Consider the following 18454-nt stretch of genomic DNA (forward strand, 5'->3'; position numbering starts at 1 on the left):
CCATGAGCGGAAATTTTTGATCAAATCCGCAACAGGGCAGACACATGCCGACCAACGGGAGAACATGATGCGAAATCTGATACTGACGACAACCGCGACCATCGCGCTTGGGGCGTTTGCCGCCCAGGCCGAGGAAGTGCGGGTCTACAACTGGTCCGACTACATCGACGAAGAGTTGCTGACCAAGTTCGAGGCGGATACCGGGATCAAGCTGATCTACGACGTCTTCGACAGCAACGAGGTTCTGGAAACCAAGATGCTCGCAGGCGGTTCCGGTTATGACGTGGTTGTCCCGACCGGCACCTTCCTTCAGCGCCAGATTCAGGCGGGTGCGTTTCAGAAGCTGGACAAATCCAAGCTGCCGAACATCGACAACATGTGGGATGTCGTGAGCAGCCGCACGGAACAGTATGACCCTGAAAACGCCTATTCGATCAACTACATGTGGGGGACCACGGGCATTGGTGCCAATGTCGGCAAGGTTCAGGAAATTCTTGGCGAGGATGCCCCGCTCGACAGTCTCGAACTGGTGCTGAACCCGGACAACATGTCCAAACTGTCCGCGTGTGGCGTACATTTCCTTGATGCGCCCGCCGAGATGATCCCGATGGCCCTCAAATACATCGGCGAAGATCCCAACAGCCATGATCCCGACGTGATCGCCAAGGTCGAGGATGTGCTGATGGCCGTGCGCCCGCATATCCAGAAATTCAACAGCTCGGAGTACATCAACGCGCTGGCAAATGGCGACATCTGTGTGGCTGTGGGTTGGTCCGGCGATATTCTTCAGGCGCGTGACCGCGCGGCAGAGGCCGACAATGGCGTCGAAATCGTCTACAACGCCCCCAAGGAAGGCGCACAGATGTGGTTCGACCAGATGGCCATTCCGGTGGATGCGCCCAATCCCGACGGGGCGCATGTGTTCCTGAACTTCATCATGGATGCGCAGAACATGGCCGCGGCGTCGAACTATGTCTATTACGCCAATGGCAACAAGGCGAGCCAGGAGTTCCTTGTTGAAGACGTGATCGGCGATCCGGCGATCTACCCGTCGGAAGAGGCGCTGAACAACCTCTTCACCACCACCCCCTATGACGCCAAGGTTCAGCGGACCGTGACCCGCCTCTGGACCAAGATCAAATCCGGCACCTGACCCGAACAGGCACATCGCCCGCGCATGGCCAGACCCTGCGCGGGCACTCTCAAACAGTCGGGGGCAGGTATGGCACAAGTCGTTTTCGAGCCTTGGAATGATCCCAAGGCAAAGCCACTTATCCAATTCAAGGGCGTAACCAAGCGGTTTGGTGAATTTACCGCGATCGACAATCAGACATTCGACATCTACGAGCGCGAGTTCTTTGCGCTTCTTGGCCCATCGGGATGTGGCAAGACCACGATGATGCGGATGCTGGCGGGGTTCGAGAAACCGACCGAAGGCAAGATCCTGCTTGCTGGTCAGGATCTGGCACCCATCCCCCCCAACAAGCGCTCTGTGAACATGATGTTCCAGTCCTATGCGCTGTTTCCACATTTGTCGGTCTGGGAGAACATTGCCTTCGGGCTCAAGCGCGATGGCAAACCCAAGGACGAGATCGCCGCGCGCGTTGAGGAAATGCTCAAGCTCACGCGGCTGCAACAATTCGCCAAGCGCAAGCCGCATCAGATCTCTGGTGGTCAGCGACAGCGCGTGGCCCTTGCCCGCAGCCTTGCCAAGGCACCCAAGTTGCTCTTGCTTGATGAGCCGCTCGGCGCACTCGATGCCAAGCTGCGTCAGGCGACCCAGTTCGAGCTGATGGACATTCAGGAAAAGACCGGCACCACATTCGTGATCGTGACCCATGATCAGGAAGAGGCCATGACCGTGGCCAGCCGGGTGGCGGTGATGGACAATGGCCGTATCATTCAGGCCGACACGCCCGCCCGCATCTACGAGATGCCCAATTCCGTCTATGTGGCCGACTTCATCGGCGAGGTCACGATCATCCCCGGAACCGCGCGCAAATCCGGTGAGGGATATGAAATCAGCTATGCCGAGGGCATGGCGCCGCTCTATGCCGAAACAGAGACTGCCTTTGCCAATGGCGAGACCTGTCATATCGCGCTGCGCCCCGAAAAGGTGGCGATCAGCGCCGACAAACCGGAAGACCGCCGCAATGCCGTGCAGGGCAAGATCATCGACATTGCCTATCTCGGCAATCTGTCGACCTATCACGTGGCCTTGCCCAATGGTCAGATGATCAAGTCGCAGACCGCCAATACGCGCCGCCTGTCCCGGCGCGGCTTTACCTGGGAAGACACCGTCTGGCTGTCGTGGACCGACACCGCCGCCGTGCTCTTGAAAGGGTAGGGGGATGCGCCGCTTTGCCCTGATATTCCTGCCCTACATCTGGCTTCTGGCGCTGTTTCTGGTGCCGTTCCTGATCGTGCTCAAGATCAGCCTGAGCGATATTGCCACCGCCATTCCGCCCTACACACCCACCCTGGATTTCTCGCAAGGGTGGCAGGGCATCAAGGCGTTTTTCGGCGCGCTGGATTTCGAGAACTTCGCTTTTCTGACCACCGATGATCTCTATTGGAAATCCTATATTTCCTCGCTTCAGATTGCGTTCTTCGCCACGCTTCTGACGCTTTTGGTGGGCTACCCCATTGCCTATGGCATGGCCAATGCGCCGGATCACTGGCGCCCGACCCTGATGATGCTGGTGATCCTGCCGTTCTGGACCAGCTTTCTCATCCGCGTCTATTCGTGGATGGGCATCCTCTCGACCGAGGGGTATCTCAATCAGGTGCTTTTGAAATTCGGTGTGATTTCCGAGCCGTTGATCATCCTCAACACGCCAACGGCGGTCTATATCGGCATCGTCTATACCTATCTGCCGTTCATGATCCTGCCGATCTATTCCGCGCTTGAGCGGATGGATGGGTCTTTGTTGGAAGCGGCCGAAGATCTGGGCTGTTCGCGCCTTACGGCCTTTTGGCTGATCACCGTGCCCCTGTCGCGGACCGGCATCATCGCTGGCTGTTTTCTGGTGTTCATCCCGGTCATCGGCGAGTTTGTTATTCCCTCGCTTCTGGGCGGCTCGCAGACCCTGATGATTGGCAAGGTGTTGTGGGAAGAGTTCTTCAACAACCGTGATTGGCCGGTGGCTAGTGCGGTGGCGGTCGTGCTGCTGCTGATCCTGATCATTCCCATCGTGCTCTTTCAGCGCAACGAACAAAAGCAGCGGGAGGCCGAAGAATGAGACGGCTCACATGGTTCAATGCCACGTCGCTTACGCTTGGGTTTGCGTTTCTCTACCTGCCGATGATCATTCTGATCACCTATAGCTTCAACGAATCCAAGCTGGTGACGGTCTGGGCCGGATTCTCGACCAAGTGGTATGGCGAACTGTTCAACAACCAGTCGTTCCTCGATGCGGCCTGGGTGACGGTCAAGGTGGCGGTTGCCTCTTCGACCATTGCCACGATCCTGGGCACCATGGCGGCGCTGGTGCTGGTGCGCGCCGGGCGATTCTATGGTCGCACGCTGTTTTCCGGCATGATCTATGCGCCCCTGGTGATGCCAGAGGTGATTACGGGCCTGTCTCTCTTGCTGCTGTTCATCGGGATCGGGCTGGATCGCGGGATTTTCACCATCATTCTCGCGCATACCACCTTTTCGATGTGTTTCGTCTCGGTCGTTGTCTCTTCGCGCCTTGTGACCTTTGATCGTTCGCTGGAAGAGGCGGCGCTTGATCTGGGGTGCTCGCCTTTCGATGCCTTTCGGCTTGTCACCCTGCCGATCATCGCGCCTGCGGTGATCTCGGGCTGGCTCTTGGCCTTTACCCTGTCGCTCGATGACCTCGTGATCGCCAGCTTTACCGCCGGTCCCTCGGCCACCACGCTTCCGATCAAGATCTGGTCGGCGGTCCGTCTTGGGGTGTCGCCCGAGATCAACGCGCTCTCGACGATCATGATCGGGATCGTCGCGGTCGGGGTCATCTCTGCCTCGCTGATCACGAAACGGGCGTCCCTGCGCCAGCAAGCCGACGAACGCGCCGCCGTGCACGCATGACCTGCGTTTTTCCGGCCCATACCTATGGCGAGGGACCAAGGGCGCACGGCTATTGGCAGACCACGGCAGAGATGCCTGATTTTCCGCGTGCAGAGGGCGAGATCACTTGTGATGTCGCGGTGATCGGCGCGGGGTTCACCGGCCTTTCGGCGGCCCTGCATCTGGCCGAGGCGGGGCAGGATGTGCGCGTGTTCGAGGCCGAAACACCCGCTTGGGGCGCCTCGGGGCGCAATGGCGGGTTTTGCTGTCTCGGTGGCTCTGCGGCATCGGATACGATGCTGCGCAAGATGCATGGCGAACCTGCCCGCCGCGAATACCGGCAGAGCGAGGCTGAGGCGGTGCGCTTTACCCGCGCCCTGATCGACGCCCATGGGATCGTGCCTGACATCCATTCCGATGGCGAGACCGTGCTGGCGCATACGCCCAAGGCGGCCGCAGGCTTTGCCGAGCGTGCCGCGCGGATCAAGGCCGATTACGGGGTTACGCCCAGGTTCATTCCCGGTTCCGAGCTAACCCAGATGGGGATGAAGGGGCCGTTCTACGCGGCGCTCACCACGCCCCTCGGAGTGGCGCTCAATCCGTTCAAATACACGCTTGGTCTGGCCGATGCCGCAAGGCGCGCCGGTGCCCGTATCTATGCCCATTCACGCGTTACCAGCATCAGCCAGACCAGAGGCTTTACCCTCGCCACGCCACAGGCGCGGATCACCGCCCGCCGCCTGATCGTGGCCACCAATGGCTATTCCTCGGATGACCTGCCTGGGTGGATGCGCGCGCGCTATATTCCGACGCAGTCGAACGCCATCGTCACCCGCCCCCTGACCGAAGATGAACTGGCGGCCCAAGGCTGGACCACGCGGCAGATGTGCTATGACGATCGCTTTTTCCTGCATTATTTTCGCCTGATGCCCGACAATCGTATGCTCTTTGGCATGCGCGGCGGGCTCTTTAGCTCGCCCGGGTTCGATGCCCGGATGCACCGCACCATACGGCGGCATTTCGAGGCGATGTTTCCCGCCTGGGCGCATGTCGAAACGCCGTATAGCTGGAATGGCCTCTTGTCCCTCGCGCCTGATCTGACGCCCTATGCCGGGCCGATCCCCGATATGCCGGGGGCCTTTACCGGCCTGTCCTATCACGGCAATGGCGTGGCGATGGCGAGCTATGCCGGGGGGATCCTTGCCGATCTGGCGATGGACCGGACCCCGCGCACCCTCTACCCCGAGATCATGCGCAAGCCGCCGCGCAAATGGCCGCTGGGACGGTTCCGGCGTGCGATGCTCTGGCCGCCCTATGCCCTGGCCACACTGACCGGCGGATGAGTCATTCGGGCGTGCGGGCCGAGCGCGCCTTGTTCCGCCTTATGCCCAGTTGCCGTTCGCGCAAGATGATGAGAATTCCCGCCAGGATGACCAGAGATGCGCCCGTCAGCATGGCGCGCGTCGGCACCTCGTCAAAGATGAAATAGCCGATGCCAAGCGCAAAGAGGATCGAGGCATAATCGAACGGGGCCACCACGCTGGCATCCGCAAAGCGGTAGGAGGAGGTCAGGAAAATCTGACCAAGCCCACCCAAAAGCCCCGCCATGACTAGCAGCCCGAACTCGGGCCCCGAGGGTATGACCCAGCCGAACGGGATCGTCAGGAGGGACAGAAGCGTCGAGGTGATCGAGAAGTAGAACACGATGGCGCTGGTTTCCTCGGTTTGCACCAGCTTGCGCACGTAGATCTGTGCAAGTGCTGCGCAGATCGCCCCCGTGAGGGCCAGCATCGCGCCAACCGCCTGCATGGTTTCCATCGTCGGCCCGCTGAGCGCCGTCAGGCGGGGGGCCAGAACGATGAGCACCCCACCAAGCCCGAGCGCCACCGCGCCGATGCGCACAACGCCCACCTGCTCGTTGAGAAACATCGCGGCGAAGATCACCACCAGGAGCGGCGCGGCATAGCCGAGCGCCGTCACCTCGGGCAGGGGTAGCAAGCCGAGCGCGGCAAAACCCAGACCCATCGCCGCGGTGCCGACGAACCCCCGCCAGAAATGATTGAGCGGCGAGGTGGCCTTGAGCCCGGTGCGCAGATCGCCGCGCAGGGCCAGCCACAAGAGGATCACGGGAATGGCAAAGAACGAGCGGAAGAACACCGCCTCGCCCGGCGGCACATGCGCCGCCGTGGCCTTGATCAGCGATGACATGGTGATGAAGAGCATCACCGAAATGAGTTTGAGCGATATTCCCGTCAGAGGGCGCATGGTCCTGGCTCCTACGCCCTCTGTTCGATGTCAGGCGTCGGTTTCTGCGGCCTTGCGCGGCAGCACCCAATCGGCGCGCGGAAAGTGGCAGGTATAGCCCTGAGGGAACCGCTTGAGATAATCCTGATGCTCGGGCTCTGCTTCCCAGAAATCCCCGACCGGCTCTACCTCGGTCACGACCTTGCCGGGCCACAGACCGCTGGCCTCGACATCGGCAATGGTGCGCAGCGCTTCGGCCTTTTGCGCATCGTCGCAATAATAGATCGCCGAGCGATAGCTCAGCCCGATGTCATTGCCCTGCCGGTTCACCGTGGTCGGATCATGGATCTGGAAGAAGAATTCGAGCAACCGCCGATAGCTGATGCGCGCCGGATCAAAGAAGATCTCGATTCCCTCGGCATGCGTCCCATGATTGCGATAGGTGGCATGCGCCACATCGCCGCCCGTATATCCCACGCGGGTCGAAATCACGCCCGGCAGCTTGCGGATCAGATCCTGCATGCCCCAGAAACATCCCCCCGCCAGAACGGCGCGTTCGCTCATGTCACATCCTCCACCTGATCGAGATACGCCCCGTATCCCTCTGCTTCCATGTCGTCGCGATGAATGAATCGCAGGCTTGCCGAGTTGATGCAATAGCGCAGGCCGCCCCGATCACGCGGTCCGTCCGGAAAGACATGTCCCAGATGGCTGTCACCATGGGTGCTGCGCACTTCGGTCCGGATCATGCCAAGGGTGAAATCGTGCAACTCCTTCACATGCGCGGGTTCAAGCGGTTTGGTGAAACTGGGCCAGCCGCAGCCGGATTCGTATTTGTCCGAACTTGCAAAGAGCGGCTCGCCGCTGACGATATCCACGTAAATCCCCGGTTCCTTGTTGTGCAGGTATTTGCCGGTGCCGGGATGCTCTGTGCCGTTTCTTTGTGTTACCCGGAATTCCTCGGGGCTGAGAGCCGCGATTTTTTCCGGCGTCTTGTGATATTGGGTCACGTCTGCGCCTCCTGTGATGGTCACATGCTATCAGATGGATCGGCGGCGGAAAAATCAAATAGCGGGCGCGGTGATCCGGTGATCACAAAGTCGCGTATTCCATCGAAACAGGAGGATACCATGCGGTTCATCGCTATCTTGTTTGCGAGTCTCGTCGCGCTGCCGGCCGTGGCGCTCGATCTTGATACGCCCTTTGGCAATATCGACGGGGGCGAAATCCGGCTCTCGGATTGGGCGGGTCAGCCGGTGCTGGTGGTCAATACGGCCTCGCGTTGCGGGTTTACCCCGCAGTATGACGGGCTTCAGTCGCTGTATGATGCCTATCGCGACCGTGGTTTGGTGGTGCTTGCCGTGCCCTCGGACGATTTCCGGCAAGAGCTGTCGAGCGAGGCGGAGGTCAAGGAATTCTGCGAGGTCAATTTCGGGCTTGATATTCCGATGACCACGATCACCTCGGTGCGGGGGGAGGCGGCGCATCCGTTCTATGCCTCGGTTCTGGCCGAGACCGGGTTTGCGCCCAGCTGGAACTTCAACAAGGTTCTCATCACCCCAGAGGGTGAGGTCGCGGGCACATGGGGATCGACCACGCGACCGACCGCGGGGGCGATCACGAGAAAAGTCGAGGCGATGCTGAACTGAGCGGTCGCCAAGGTCGTCAAACCATGTGGCTATCAAGAAAATCAAAACCCCGGTGTTTCCACCGGGGTATGATTGGCGTGCAGAACGTGAGTGATGGTGCCGCCAATGGCAGAAAACCAAAACCAGAGACACAAGTATACCTATCCACAAGGATAGATGTCGCAGACAGGGGCGCGATTTTCATGGGGAATACCGTGCATTCACGCCCCGTATGGAAATCCATACCTCTTACGTTGCAAAGCCCGGTCGCATGAAAAAGGCCCCGGCGTTTCCACCGGGGCCTGATTTGATCTGAAAAGATGCCTTATTCGGCTTCTTTCTCGGCCTTCTCTGGCACGATCTCTTCGCCGGTCACTTGATCGACAACCTTCATCGACAGGCGCACCTTGCCGCGATCGTCAAAGCCCAGGAGCTTGACCTTCACGTCCTGACCTTCCTTGAGCACGTCGCTGGGGTGGTTCAGGCGGCGGTTCTCGATCTGGCTGACATGGACCAGACCGTCGCGCTTGCCAAAGAAATTGACGAAAGCACCGAAATCCACGAGCTTGACGACTTTGCCGTCATAGATCTTGCCTTCTTCCGGCTCTGCCACGATCGACCAGATCATGTCATAGGCCTTTTTGATCGACTCGCCGTTCGGAGAGGCGATCTTGATGATACCCTCGTCGTTGATATCGACCTTGGCCCCGGACACTTCGACGATCTCGCGGATCACCTTGCCGCCCGACCCGATGACTTCGCGGATCTTGTCGGTGGGAATCTGCATGGTCTCGATGCGCGGTGCGTGAACGCTGAATTCTGCCGCACCCGACAGCGCCTTGTTCATCTCGCCGAGGATGTGCAGACGACCGGCCTTGGCCTGTTCCAGCGCCTTTTTCATGATCTCGGGCGTGATGCCCGCAACCTTGATGTCCATCTGGAGCGAGGTGATGCCCTCGGCGGTGCCAGCCACCTTGAAATCCATGTCGCCCAGGTGATCTTCATCGCCCAGAATATCCGACAGGATCGCAAAAGAGCCGTCTTCTTCGAGCACGAGGCCCATGGCCACACCCGCGACCGAGGTCTTGAGCGGCACGCCCGCATCCATCATCGACAGCGAACCGCCGCAGACCGAAGCCATGGACGAAGAGCCGTTCGATTCGGTGATCTCGGACACCAGGCGGATCGTGTAGGGGAAATCGGTGGCCGGCGGCAGAACCGCCTGAAGCGCGCGCCATGCAAGTTTGCCATGGCCGATTTCACGACGACCCGGAGCGCCAACGCGCCCGGCCTCGCCCACCGAATAGGGGGGGAAGTTGTAATGCAGCAGGAAGTTCGATTTGAAGTTCCCGTGCAGCGCGTCGATGAACTGTTCGTCGTCGCCGGTGCCGAGCGTGGTCACGACCAGCGCTTGCGTTTCGCCGCGTGTGAAGAGCGACGAACCATGGGTGCGCGGCAGAAGGCCGGTTTCGCAGACGATGGGGCGAATCTCGTCCAGACGACGCCCGTCGATCCGGTTGCCATTCTTGACCACATCGCCACGCAGAACCGCCGATTCCAGCTTCTTGAACGCGGAACCGAGGTTTTCGTCGGCCAGTTGCTCTTCGCTCAACTTGGCCTTGATCGCTTCGCGGGCGGCGGAAATCGCATGGGTGCGTTCCTGCTTGTCGCGAATGGCGAAGGCGGCGCGCATCTGCTCTTCACCCGCCGCTTTCACAGCCGCGTAGAGATCCGAGTAATCCGGCGGGGTGAAGTCGAAGGGTTCCTTGGCACATTCTTCGGCCAGGGAGATGATCAGGTCGCAGACCGGCTTGATCTGTTCATGGGCAAAGGTGACGGCGCCCAGCATTTCCTCTTCGGTCAGCTCGTAGGCCTCGGATTCGACCATCATCACGGCGTCTTTGGTGCCGGCGACGACCAGATCGAGCCGCTGCTCGGGGTTGTTGCGCAGATCGTGCATGTCGTCGATCTCGGGGTTGAGGATATATTCCCCATCCACGAAACCCACGCGGCAGCCGGCAATCGGGCCCATGAAGGGCGCGCCCGAAATCGTCAGCGCCGCCGAGGTTGCGATCATCGCAACGATGTCGGGGTCATTGACGAGGTCGTGGCTGAGCACGGTGCACATCACCAGCGTTTCATTCTTGAAGCCGGGCACGAACAGCGGGCGGATCGGACGGTCGATCAGGCGCGCGGTCAGCGTTTCCTTTTCCGACGGACGCGCCTCGCGCTTGAAAAAGCCGCCAGGCACCTTGCCGGCTGCATAGTATTTCTCTTGATAATGCACGGTCAGCGGAAAGAAATCCTGACCGGGTTTTGCCTCTTTGGCAAAGGTCACGTTGGCCATGACCGAGGTCTCGCCAAGCGTGGCAATAACCGTCCCGTCCGCCTGACGGGCGATTTTGCCAGTTTCCAGAGTGAGGGTTTCCTCCCCCCACTGCATCGATTTTTTCGTCTCTTTGAACATCACGTTTCCTAAGTTGGCCGGTCCGGGCGTATCCCGTCGGGCCCATTTGCATCCGGGGCCGCATTGCCCCGCGGCTTTTGGTTCTTCATCCTGCGTTCCCGGCAAAGCCGGACCGGGACAGCAATCGGATAATACGAAAACCGCGCCCTTTTGGAGGCGCGGTATTTTGTCTTAGCGGCGGATACCGAGGCGCTTGATGAGGTCCTGATAACGGGCCTCATTCTTGCCCTTGAGGTAGTCCAGCAGTTTGCGGCGCTGTGCGACCATCATCAAGAGACCACGACGACCGTGGTTGTCTTTCTTGTGGGTCTTGAAATGCTCGGTCAGCGTGGTGATCCGCGAGGTCAGGATCGCAATCTGCACTTCGGGCGAACCGGTGTCGCCTTCTTTGGTTGCGAATTCCTTGATAACGCGTTCTTTTTCTGCAGCAGTAATCGACATCGGGGTCTCCTTGCATAAAAGTGTCGGGCACAAGCCGGGATGTCGTCCAGCAAGGTCCATGGAATACCCTTGGGACCATGCCCAAAGGATACGCGCGTATAGGGGAAAAACCCTGAAATGGAAAGCGCGAATCGCGGGGGCCGGATCCTCTGCGGCTAGAGACCGCGGATCGCCGGCAGCGCCTCGCGTGGCAAGAGCGCGATATGGTCGAGTGTCAGACCCGCGGCATTGCCAACCGTAGCGATCTGCACGCCGTTCAGCAGCAGCGCCAGGGCTGCGTCGCCGTCAGGTTCCAGGCGCAGGGCGGGCGCATCGCCAGCCTCTGAATCGTAGAAAACGACAAGCCGGTCCTCTTCGGGGTGGAAATCGAGGATCTGCACCGGCTGACCCTCTGTGATCCAATCCCCGATCATCACAGTGTCGTCGCCCGGTCCCGAATCGACCAGATCCCCCTGGCCCGCGAGGATCAGATCACCCCCGCCGCCGCCATTGAGGAAATCGCTGTCGTCCGTATCGTCGAGCGTGATCGTTGCCGGATCATCGTGCAGTCCCACGATCACGTCTTTGCCCCAGCCGCCCCAGAGCGTGTCGCGCCCCGGACCCCCGTGCAGCGTGTCGTCGCCGATGTCGCCATGCAGCGCATCGTCGCCCGCATCCCCGCGCAAGTGATCGTTGCCGGCGCTGCCGACCATGCTGTCATCGCCATCGCCGCCGGATAGATCATCATCGCCATTGTGGCCAAAGAGGGTATCCGCGCCCGCGCCGCCGAAAAGGGCATCTGCCCCGTTTCCGCCGTGCAGAAGATCATCGCCGGTGTCGCCCGACACGCGATCATCGCCATCGCCGCCAAGCAGGATGTCATCCCCGGCACCGCCGGAGATCGTATCCTGCGCACCCAAGCCGTTGATCTGGTCGTCCAGCGCGGTTCCGGTCAGGGTTTCGGATTGCACTGTTCCGCTTGTGATTTCCCCTTGGCCCGCGGGGGTATTGGGCCCGATCACGGTGTCCAGCAGATCCGGCGCGTCGTCGGTCGCTTGTGCCTCTGCGCGGTGATCCTCGGCGTCCTCGGACACAGGCTGTAAACCCACAAATGCCGCCGCGCCAACAGCAACCATGCCCAAAAGACCCGCAAACATCAGCATCGCACGCCACTCACATAGACCCGCGATGATTAGCCCCCTGCTGCGCCCTTCTGGCAAATGTTTCCCGAATCTGTGGTTAACGCCTTAGCGGCCCGGCGGGACCACCTCATAACCCTGTTCCTCGGGCTCATCATCCACCATTTCGGCCGGAAATCCCGGCGCGCGAATGTCGAGGCCGGTCGCCTCTTCCAGCCGTTTGATGATGTCATCGGACTGTGCCCGCTCGCCATAGCGCCGGATGCCATCGTCAAAGATCGAGATCATCAGCGGCGAAATTTCCAACGGCACACCCGCGTCGTCGGCGATCTTCTGGAAGAGGCCGATGTCTTTCTTCACCAGGTCCATGGTAAAGCTGATGTCACGGCTTCCGTTCAGGATCACCTGGCTTTCGGTCTCATGCACAAAGGAATTGCCGGAGCTGATCTTGATCGCCTCATAGGTCGTCGCAAGGTCAAGCCCGGCCCCTTTCATCGTTACCAGCGCCTCGCAGAGCGTCAGAAGATTGGCGGTGGCGAGATAGTTGGTCATCACCTTGAGCAAGGAGGCGCTGCCGATCTCACCCGTATGCAAGAGCCGCCGACCCAAGGTCTTGAGCAGCGGCAGAATCCGCTCGAACGTGGCCCGGTCGCAGCCCGCGAAGATCGAGATATTGCCGGTATCCGCCCGATGGCAGCCACCCGACACGGGGCAATCCACCGCCGCCCCGCCCGCTGCGATCACGAGCCCGCCCAGACGGCGGATCTCATCTGCATCGGTGGTGGACATTTCCATCCAGATCTTGCCGGGTCCGACCTCGGGCAGCATCTGTTGCATGACGGCATCGGACGCGGCAGGCGAGGGCAGGCAGGTGATCACCACGTCGCAATCGCGCATCATCTGTGCCGGGCTTGTGGCGGCCTTGGCCCCGCGCGCGACAAAGTCGGCGACCAAGTCGCCGTTCAGGTCATGCACCGTCAGATCATGGCCATTGCGCAGCAGACTGCCCGAAAGTTTGCCGCCCACATTGCCGAGCCCGATGAAACCGATTTTCATGTCTTTGATATCCTCTCCCTGCGCCGCTCTGTGGTCGGCTCCGCGCAGCCTTTTGCGATTCGGTTCGGAATTGCAAAGCCATTTGCGACAGCTTTTGGGAAAAGATGGTCAGTGCCGACGCAATGTATCGCCAAGGCTGAGCGTCGGTTCCAGCGTGATGCGCACTGGCGCGCTGTCCTCGGGATTGGCGGCGCGGGCGGCGATGATCTCGGCGGCGCGCCGTCCGATTTCCAGACGGCAGGCGTCCATCGTTGCCAGGGCCCGCGGCAAACCTTCCAGAAGCTCGACGCCGTTGAAACCCGCAAGCCCCATGTCGTTGGGAATGTCGATGCCCTGCTCGAGAAGGTAGAGAAGCCCGCCCGCCCCGATCATGTCGTTGGAGTAGTAGAGGAAATCGAGATCCGGCGTGCGTCGCAGCATCTCGGCGGTCATTTCGCGCCCCTTGAGAAGCGCCGAACCGCCGGAATAGAATTCATGATCCGCCATCTCGATCCCGGCCTTGGCCAGCGCCTCGGTGAAGCCCTCGAACCGTTTGCGCGCCCGGTGATCCAGCGGCATCTTGGTGCCCATGAACCCGATCCGCCGATAGCCTGCCTTGATGATCGCCTGCGCCATTTGCTGCCCGGCGCGCCTGTGCGAAATTCCCACGACCGAGTCGATGGGCGTGCCATCCACATCCATGATCTCGACCACGGGGATGCCGCTGGCGCGCAGCATGGCGCGGCTGGCATCCGAATGTTCCAGCCCCGCGATGATCACGCCAGAGGGGCGCCAGGACAGCATTTCATAGAGGACCTTTTCCTCTTTCTCGGGCCGATACCCGGTCAGCCCGACAACGGGCTGCAATTCGGTTTCCTCGAGCACGCGGCTGATGCCGGTCATCACCTCGGGAAACACCATGTTCGACATCGAGGGGATGATCACGGCCACCAGATTGACCCGCTGACTGGCCAAGGCACCCGCGATCTTGTTGGGCACATAGCCGAGCCGCTTGGCCGCCTCGAGCACCCGCTGGCGTGTGCCGTCCGAAACATCGCCCTTGTTGCGCAGAACACGGCTGACTGTCATCTCGGACACACCTGCGGCCTCGGACACGTCGCGCAGGGTCAGGGGGTGTCTGTCATGCTGGGTCACGGGGGGATGTCCACAAGGTCCTGAACCTTTGTTACCGCGAACACCGTCGCAGGATCAAGCTGCCTGCGCGAATCCACTTCAAAACGTCGCGGCGCGGAAATCGGACGATGACAAACGCCCCTGCCCGCGCTAAGCAAGTCCGCGCGTGGCCCCGTGGCTCAACAGGATAGAGCAGCCCCCTCCTAAGGGGCAGGTTGCAGGTTCGAATCCTGCCGGGGTCACCAGATCGAAAAGTCTTTCAGTTCAACTCTGTTGGAAGCCGGTAAAACCGGCTTGGGGGTGTGACCTGCGCCACTGCGGGGCAGCGCCGGGAGTCTGTAATGCGATGGAGTCATCAATCGAGGTGACTGCGGAACCGCCAAAGGCCTTGGCGGATTGCCGGTGGCGGAGGGTAGATTTTCCGGGTAGCCTGAAGGCGTATAGATTGTGTCTCGAGGGCTGAAGCGTGTATCCCGCTGGCGCGTCGCGGGTGGATCAGGCACCAGCCGGTTCAAGGCGCGGGCGTTTGAAGATTATCTTTTCAAACCAGACATTTAGCCCCTTGATGGGTGATGAAAGATAAGCGGCGATAGATGCAGATCATGTCAGTCTCGCAACCGGAAACACGCAGAACCGTCAGCAAGCCCAGGCTTCTGTTTCGCCCCGATCCCGTTTTGGGTTGGCGGCTATCGGCGGACCATAGCGTTCGCGTGGCGTTTCGCAGCAACATTCTTCAGCATATCGCGGCCGATGGCTGGCGGCATGTTCCCGGGTCACAGACAGCGCAGGGGCCGCGTGTCGGCTTTTATGGCTGCTCGTTTACCTATGGCACGGGTTTGGCGGATGAGGAAACCTTTACCGCCCTGCTCCAACGCGACATGCCAGATGTCCGGATTTTGAATCGTGGCATTGGCGGGCATGGCTCTGTGCAAAATCTGCTGCAACTCCGCCGCGACATTGCGGCAGGGGCGATAGATGCCGCCGTCTTTTCCGTGATCAGCGACCATCGGTTTCGCAACATCGCCCACCCACAGCGCATGCGGCAATATCTGAGCGCAGAGTGGTATAAATTAAGGGTCGAACACGTGCCCGTTGCCCAGCTCGATGGCAAAGGGCAGGTACAGATCGTGTATCGGGAGATTTGGCAACCGGCGCTGCGGGATGTCAATTTCGGGGTCTTTCTGCCGGACGACCATATGGTCAACCTCGTCACTCTTGCAGTTCTGGAGCTGGTCCGCGAGACGGCCAGGGCCGCCGGCATCCCGCTTCGGTTTGCCCTGCTCGATTCCCTGGACCGGGATTTCAACAGCGCCGTTTGCGATCGTTTTTCCGAAGCTCTCGATATTTCATGCCCGCATGACCGGCAGCACACATTTCAGCCTTTGGACAATCACCCCAACATGAGAGCCAACAGTCTTTTTGCCGAACGGCTGCAACCGCTGATCAAGCCCCTTCTTGGCAAGGCTCCTGCCCGTAGAGGTGACGTGTGACCGCCCCCCGCTACACGTTGGGCATCTCGTCGCATTTTCACGATTCCGCGGCGGCTCTGGTGCAGGGCACGCGCATTCTGGCCGCTGCGCAGGAAGAGCGGTTCACCCGACAGAAGGCCGATTGGCAATTTCCAAAGAACGCGATCAGCTATTGCCTGTCGCAGTTGCCTGACGGCGCGGCGATTGATCGCGTCGCCTATTATGAGGATCCCGGCCTCAAACTGCGGCGGATTCTGCAAAACGCCCAAACCCGGCTTCCGACGGGGGCGCGGCTCTGGCCGCGGATGGTGGAAACGCTGCGCAGCCTTGCGGATGAGCTGCCTCTGCAACTGAGCAGGATCGCCGAGGATCCGGACCGGATCGTCTTTGTGCCGCATCACCGGTCACATGCGGCGTCGGCGTTCTATCCTGCGCCCTTTGCCGAGGCGGCGGTGCTGGTGCTGGACGGGGTCGGGGAATATTCCACCACGACCCTTTGGTCAGGCACCGTGGCCGGGTTGCGGGCCGAAGCCGAGATCAGCTTTCCACATTCTCTGGGTCTGTTTTATAGCGCCTTCACGCAATACTGCGGCTTCAAGGTGAATTCCGGCGAATACAAGCTGATGGGCCTCGCCCCCTTTGGCACGCCGGAGTTTCGCGAAAAGATCCGTGACGAGATGATCGCGCTGCAACCGGATGGTGGTTTCGCGCTCAACATGGATTATTTCGATTTTGACCGGGGGCTGAGCACCACGTCGCCGCTCTTTGAAATGCTGTTTGGCGAACCACAGCGCAAGGAGTCAGGGACGTTGACACAGTTCCATATGAACGTTGCCGCCTCTGCCCAAGCGGTGCTCGAAGATGCGGTGTTGGCCTTGGCCAGAACCGCCTTGGACCGCGCGCAAAGCCGGAACCTCTGTCTCGCGGGGGGTGTCGCTCTGAATTGCGTGGCCAATAGTCGGCTGATCCGCGACCTGCCCGGCCTTGGCAAGCTGTGGATTCAGCCCGCGTCCGGGGATGCTGGAGGGGCCCTTGGTGCGGCCCTCGAGGTGGCGCGTGAGGGTGCAGCCACCGACCGGCCGTCCATGACCAAGGACACCATGTCTGGTGGTTTTCTCGGGCCGCAGTTCACCGATGCCGAAATCTGCGCCGCGCTGGATGCGGCGGGGCTGGTCTATGAAGAGGTGCCCGAACCCGCGTGCTATGCCGATACCGTTGCGGCGGCACTGGCCGAAGGGCAGGTTGTGGGCCATTTCCACGGGCGCATGGAGTTCGGGCCGCGGGCCTTGGGCAACCGCTCGATCCTTGCCGATCCGCGTGGCAAGGACACGCTGAGCCGCGTCAACAAGTCGATCAAGTTCCGGGAAGACTGGCGGCCCTTCGCCCCGATGGTTCTGGCCGATCAGGCGCCCGTCTATTTCGAGGAGCCGACCGACAGCCCCTATATGCTGCTTGTGGCACAGCTCAGACCCGAGTTTTGCGGGACGACCACCGTGTCAGACGCGCGCGGGCGCGGCTTGCACGGCCCGATGCAATTGCAGAACGCCGTTGTCAGCGATTTTGCCGCTGTCACGCATGTGGATTTCAGCGCCAGGCTGCAAACGGTTACGCCCGGCACTGACGCACGGGCGGGAACGATCCTTGCGGCGTTTCACGCCATGACCGGCTGTCCCATGCTGCTCAACACCTCTTTCAACGTGCGCGGAGAACCCATCATCTGTAGCCCGAAGGACGCGATAGACTGCTTTCTGAACACCCATATCGACCTGTTGGCGATCGGTGGGATGATCGTTCGAAAATCGTCCCAGCCAGACTGGGTTCACGAAAAGATCGGGAGGATGCGCTTTGCCGCAGATTGACCACGCCGAGTTTCTGGAGCGGATGATGACCCTGCTGGGTGCTCATCCGGTCGAGCCTTTGGCCGACACGGCGGGTCTCGCTCCGCCAATGGCCGCGCTCAACGCCGCACCGCGCGGATTTGCAGAGGTTTACGGCAGCGAAGGCCTGTTTGTTCAGACAGGCATCCGCGCCGAAAATGACGGCGATCCAGGCATGGCGGCTCTGCTGGTTGATTTGAAACGTGCCCTTGATAGCGGCAAGCTCGATCTTGTGCGGCGATCCAAGCCTGCGCCCCGATTGGGCGGGTTTGTTTATCCCGTTGTCTAGGGATGAAATTGCCACTTGCGGCGGGTGTATCCCGCCGCAAGTGGTGTTTGCGCGTCTAGTTCCGCGGTGGGAATATCCCCTGAAGCGAGATGCAGTAGCGAATGACCTGTGTCGGGTCCTGGACATTCACGGGCTGACCGCCGCCTGAAGGCGCGATCATTTGCGACGACATCTGCACATTGGCCGCCTGATCGGAATAGATCGTCTCCTGCCCGGTGCCGCCATCCGGTGCGGCGGCCAGAATCTTGCCGCCCGGTCCGGGAAGATTGCCGTCGGTGTTGGTCGCGTTGACCGCATGGCTATGTGAGGCCATCTGGTTCTGGGTGAGTGTCACCGTCTCTCGTCCGCCGACCTGCCCCCAGGCCCGCGGGGTAAGACCGGGGCCGGTGCCCTGGCCGATCGGCAGGCGCCCACGCAAGTCCGGAAGCCCAAATGTGGTTCGACCGTCGCCGCCGAATGTCGTGCCGATCAGGGCGAAGAGGGCCTGGTTCTGGGTGATCGGCAGAATCTGTCCCTCGGCGCTGGACCAGCCGGCAGGACAAAAGCCGGTGATGCCCATCGGGGCAATCTCTCCGATAAAGGGTGAGGACGTGGCCAGAGCCGCGTGCGGCGTTGCAAAGGCGGCAATCCCCAGAACCAGCGCCGTCAACGCCCCGTGGGATTTCATTTTTGAATGTGTCATCGAAGTCTCCAAAATATTGATTAAGAAGGGTAATCCG

General features: G+C 60.7%; 18 protein-coding genes and 1 tRNA gene. 10 read left to right on the top strand and 9 right to left on the bottom strand.

Going from position 1 to position 18454, the window contains the following annotated elements:
* The first annotated feature begins 67 nt into the window (after nucleotides 1–67).
* The 5 genes from MVC20_RS18205 (at nucleotide 68) to MVC20_RS18225 (ending at nucleotide 5376) form a co-directional block, all read left to right on the top strand.
* Nucleotides 68–1153 carry a polyamine ABC transporter substrate-binding protein gene (locus tag MVC20_RS18205; RefSeq protein ID WP_297543991.1) on the top strand — a complete coding sequence of 362 codons (1086 nt, stop codon included), beginning with the start codon at nucleotides 68–70 and terminating at the stop codon, nucleotides 1151–1153.
* 69 nt (nucleotides 1154–1222) lie between these two features.
* Nucleotides 1223–2347, top strand: coding sequence for an ABC transporter ATP-binding protein (locus tag MVC20_RS18210; protein WP_297543993.1), 1125 nt, complete (start codon nucleotides 1223–1225; stop codon nucleotides 2345–2347).
* Between the two features lie 4 nt (nucleotides 2348–2351).
* Nucleotides 2352–3242, top strand: coding sequence for an ABC transporter permease subunit (locus MVC20_RS18215; protein ID WP_297543994.1), 891 nt, complete (start codon nucleotides 2352–2354; stop codon nucleotides 3240–3242).
* Nucleotides 3239–4054, top strand: a complete 816-nt coding sequence (locus MVC20_RS18220; protein ID WP_037276285.1) for an ABC transporter permease — start codon at nucleotides 3239–3241, stop codon at nucleotides 4052–4054. Before MVC20_RS18215 ends, MVC20_RS18220 begins: the two co-directional genes overlap by 4 nt.
* A complete protein-coding gene (locus MVC20_RS18225; RefSeq protein ID WP_297543995.1) occupies nucleotides 4051–5376 on the top strand; it encodes an FAD-dependent oxidoreductase in 1326 nt (441 codons plus the stop codon). Before MVC20_RS18220 ends, MVC20_RS18225 begins: the two co-directional genes overlap by 4 nt.
* Nucleotide 5377: 1 nt before the next feature.
* Here the strand turns inward: MVC20_RS18225 and MVC20_RS18230 are convergent, their stop codons facing one another.
* Genes MVC20_RS18230 through msrB form a run of 3 tightly spaced genes read right to left on the bottom strand, consistent with a single transcriptional unit; the run spans nucleotide 5378 to nucleotide 7287 of the window.
* Nucleotides 5378–6298, bottom strand: a complete 921-nt coding sequence (locus MVC20_RS18230) for a DMT family transporter (RefSeq protein WP_297543996.1) — start codon at nucleotides 6296–6298, stop codon at nucleotides 5378–5380.
* A gap of 30 nt (nucleotides 6299–6328) precedes the next feature.
* Nucleotides 6329–6841: a peptide-methionine (S)-S-oxide reductase MsrA gene (msrA, locus tag MVC20_RS18235; protein ID WP_297544008.1), complete on the bottom strand. Its 513-nt coding sequence runs from the start codon at nucleotides 6839–6841 to the stop codon at nucleotides 6329–6331.
* The gene (msrB, locus tag MVC20_RS18240; RefSeq protein ID WP_297544010.1) at nucleotides 6838–7287 is read right to left on the bottom strand and encodes a peptide-methionine (R)-S-oxide reductase MsrB; all 450 of its coding nucleotides are present in this window, start codon (nucleotides 7285–7287) and stop codon (nucleotides 6838–6840) included. The genes msrA and msrB overlap by 4 nt, the downstream gene beginning before the upstream one ends.
* 120 nt (nucleotides 7288–7407) lie before the next feature.
* Here msrB and MVC20_RS18245 point away from each other — a divergent pair, with 120 nt between their 5' ends.
* Nucleotides 7408–7926 carry a glutathione peroxidase gene (locus MVC20_RS18245; RefSeq protein WP_297544013.1) on the top strand — a complete coding sequence of 173 codons (519 nt, stop codon included), beginning with the start codon at nucleotides 7408–7410 and terminating at the stop codon, nucleotides 7924–7926.
* Nucleotides 7927–8230: 304 nt separating this feature from the next.
* Here the strand turns inward: MVC20_RS18245 and pnp are convergent, their stop codons facing one another.
* The 5 genes from pnp to MVC20_RS18270 form a co-directional block, all read right to left on the bottom strand.
* Nucleotides 8231–10372 (bottom strand): polyribonucleotide nucleotidyltransferase, encoded by a 2142-nt coding sequence (gene pnp / locus MVC20_RS18250; RefSeq protein ID WP_297544015.1) that lies wholly within the window; start codon nucleotides 10370–10372, stop codon nucleotides 8231–8233.
* Nucleotides 10373–10543: 171 nt separating this feature from the next.
* On the bottom strand, nucleotides 10544–10813 hold the full coding sequence (gene rpsO, locus MVC20_RS18255; protein ID WP_037276298.1) for a 30S ribosomal protein S15: 270 nt from the start codon (nucleotides 10811–10813) through the stop codon (nucleotides 10544–10546).
* 155 nt (nucleotides 10814–10968) lie between these two features.
* Nucleotides 10969–11949 carry a calcium-binding protein gene (locus tag MVC20_RS18260; protein ID WP_297544019.1) on the bottom strand — a complete coding sequence of 327 codons (981 nt, stop codon included), beginning with the start codon at nucleotides 11947–11949 and terminating at the stop codon, nucleotides 10969–10971.
* 90 nt (nucleotides 11950–12039) lie between these two features.
* Complete coding sequence (locus tag MVC20_RS18265) at nucleotides 12040–13035, bottom strand: NAD(P)-dependent oxidoreductase (protein WP_297544240.1); 996 nt, start codon at nucleotides 13033–13035, stop codon at nucleotides 12040–12042.
* Nucleotides 13036–13095: 60 nt separating this feature from the next.
* The gene (locus MVC20_RS18270) at nucleotides 13096–14121 is read right to left on the bottom strand and encodes a LacI family DNA-binding transcriptional regulator (protein ID WP_297544021.1); all 1026 of its coding nucleotides are present in this window, start codon (nucleotides 14119–14121) and stop codon (nucleotides 13096–13098) included.
* Nucleotides 14122–14268: 147 nt separating this feature from the next.
* Between MVC20_RS18270 and MVC20_RS18275 the strand changes: the two genes are divergently transcribed.
* The 4 genes from MVC20_RS18275 (at nucleotide 14269) to MVC20_RS18290 (ending at nucleotide 17735) form a co-directional block, all read left to right on the top strand.
* Nucleotides 14269–14345: transfer RNA gene (locus tag MVC20_RS18275), tRNA-Arg, on the top strand.
* Between the two features lie 591 nt (nucleotides 14346–14936).
* Entirely contained in the window at nucleotides 14937–15590 is a 654-nt protein-coding gene (locus tag MVC20_RS18280) for a hypothetical protein (RefSeq protein ID WP_297544023.1), read from the top strand.
* Complete coding sequence (locus tag MVC20_RS18285) at nucleotides 15587–17428, top strand: carbamoyltransferase N-terminal domain-containing protein (protein WP_297544025.1); 1842 nt, start codon at nucleotides 15587–15589, stop codon at nucleotides 17426–17428. Before MVC20_RS18280 ends, MVC20_RS18285 begins: the two co-directional genes overlap by 4 nt.
* Nucleotides 17415–17735, top strand: a complete 321-nt coding sequence (locus tag MVC20_RS18290; protein ID WP_297544027.1) for a hypothetical protein — start codon at nucleotides 17415–17417, stop codon at nucleotides 17733–17735. Before MVC20_RS18285 ends, MVC20_RS18290 begins: the two co-directional genes overlap by 14 nt.
* Before the next feature lie 55 nt (nucleotides 17736–17790).
* Here the strand turns inward: MVC20_RS18290 and MVC20_RS18295 are convergent, their stop codons facing one another.
* Complete coding sequence (locus MVC20_RS18295; RefSeq protein ID WP_297544029.1) at nucleotides 17791–18417, bottom strand: tail fiber protein; 627 nt, start codon at nucleotides 18415–18417, stop codon at nucleotides 17791–17793.
* Between the last annotated feature and the right edge of the window lie 37 nt (nucleotides 18418–18454).

The sequence above is a fragment of the Roseovarius sp. genome (assembly GCF_027019125.1).
Classification (GTDB): Bacteria; Pseudomonadota; Alphaproteobacteria; order Rhodobacterales; family Rhodobacteraceae; genus Roseovarius.

What these genes read in the sequence shown, in the direction of transcription:
- MVC20_RS18205 (WP_297543991.1), top strand. Translation starts at nt 68, where the DNA reads ATGCGAAATCTGATACTGACGACAACCGCGACCATCGCGCTTGGGGCG.
- MVC20_RS18210 (WP_297543993.1), top strand. Translation starts at nt 1,223, where the DNA reads ATGGCACAAGTCGTTTTCGAGCCTTGGAATGATCCCAAGGCAAAGCCA.
- MVC20_RS18215 (WP_297543994.1), top strand. Translation starts at nt 2,352, where the DNA reads ATGCGCCGCTTTGCCCTGATATTCCTGCCCTACATCTGGCTTCTGGCG.
- MVC20_RS18220 (WP_037276285.1), top strand. Translation starts at nt 3,239, where the DNA reads ATGAGACGGCTCACATGGTTCAATGCCACGTCGCTTACGCTTGGGTTT.
- MVC20_RS18225 (WP_297543995.1), top strand. Translation starts at nt 4,051, where the DNA reads ATGACCTGCGTTTTTCCGGCCCATACCTATGGCGAGGGACCAAGGGCG.
- MVC20_RS18230 (WP_297543996.1), bottom strand. Translation starts at nt 6,298, where the DNA reads ATGCGCCCTCTGACGGGAATATCGCTCAAACTCATTTCGGTGATGCTC.
- msrA (WP_297544008.1), bottom strand. Translation starts at nt 6,841, where the DNA reads ATGAGCGAACGCGCCGTTCTGGCGGGGGGATGTTTCTGGGGCATGCAG.
- MVC20_RS18245 (WP_297544013.1), top strand. Translation starts at nt 7,408, where the DNA reads ATGCGGTTCATCGCTATCTTGTTTGCGAGTCTCGTCGCGCTGCCGGCC.
- pnp (WP_297544015.1), bottom strand. Translation starts at nt 10,372, where the DNA reads ATGTTCAAAGAGACGAAAAAATCGATGCAGTGGGGGGAGGAAACCCTC.
- rpsO (WP_037276298.1), bottom strand. Translation starts at nt 10,813, where the DNA reads ATGTCGATTACTGCTGCAGAAAAAGAACGCGTTATCAAGGAATTCGCA.
- MVC20_RS18260 (WP_297544019.1), bottom strand. Translation starts at nt 11,949, where the DNA reads ATGTTTGCGGGTCTTTTGGGCATGGTTGCTGTTGGCGCGGCGGCATTT.
- MVC20_RS18295 (WP_297544029.1), bottom strand. Translation starts at nt 18,417, where the DNA reads ATGACACATTCAAAAATGAAATCCCACGGGGCGTTGACGGCGCTGGTT.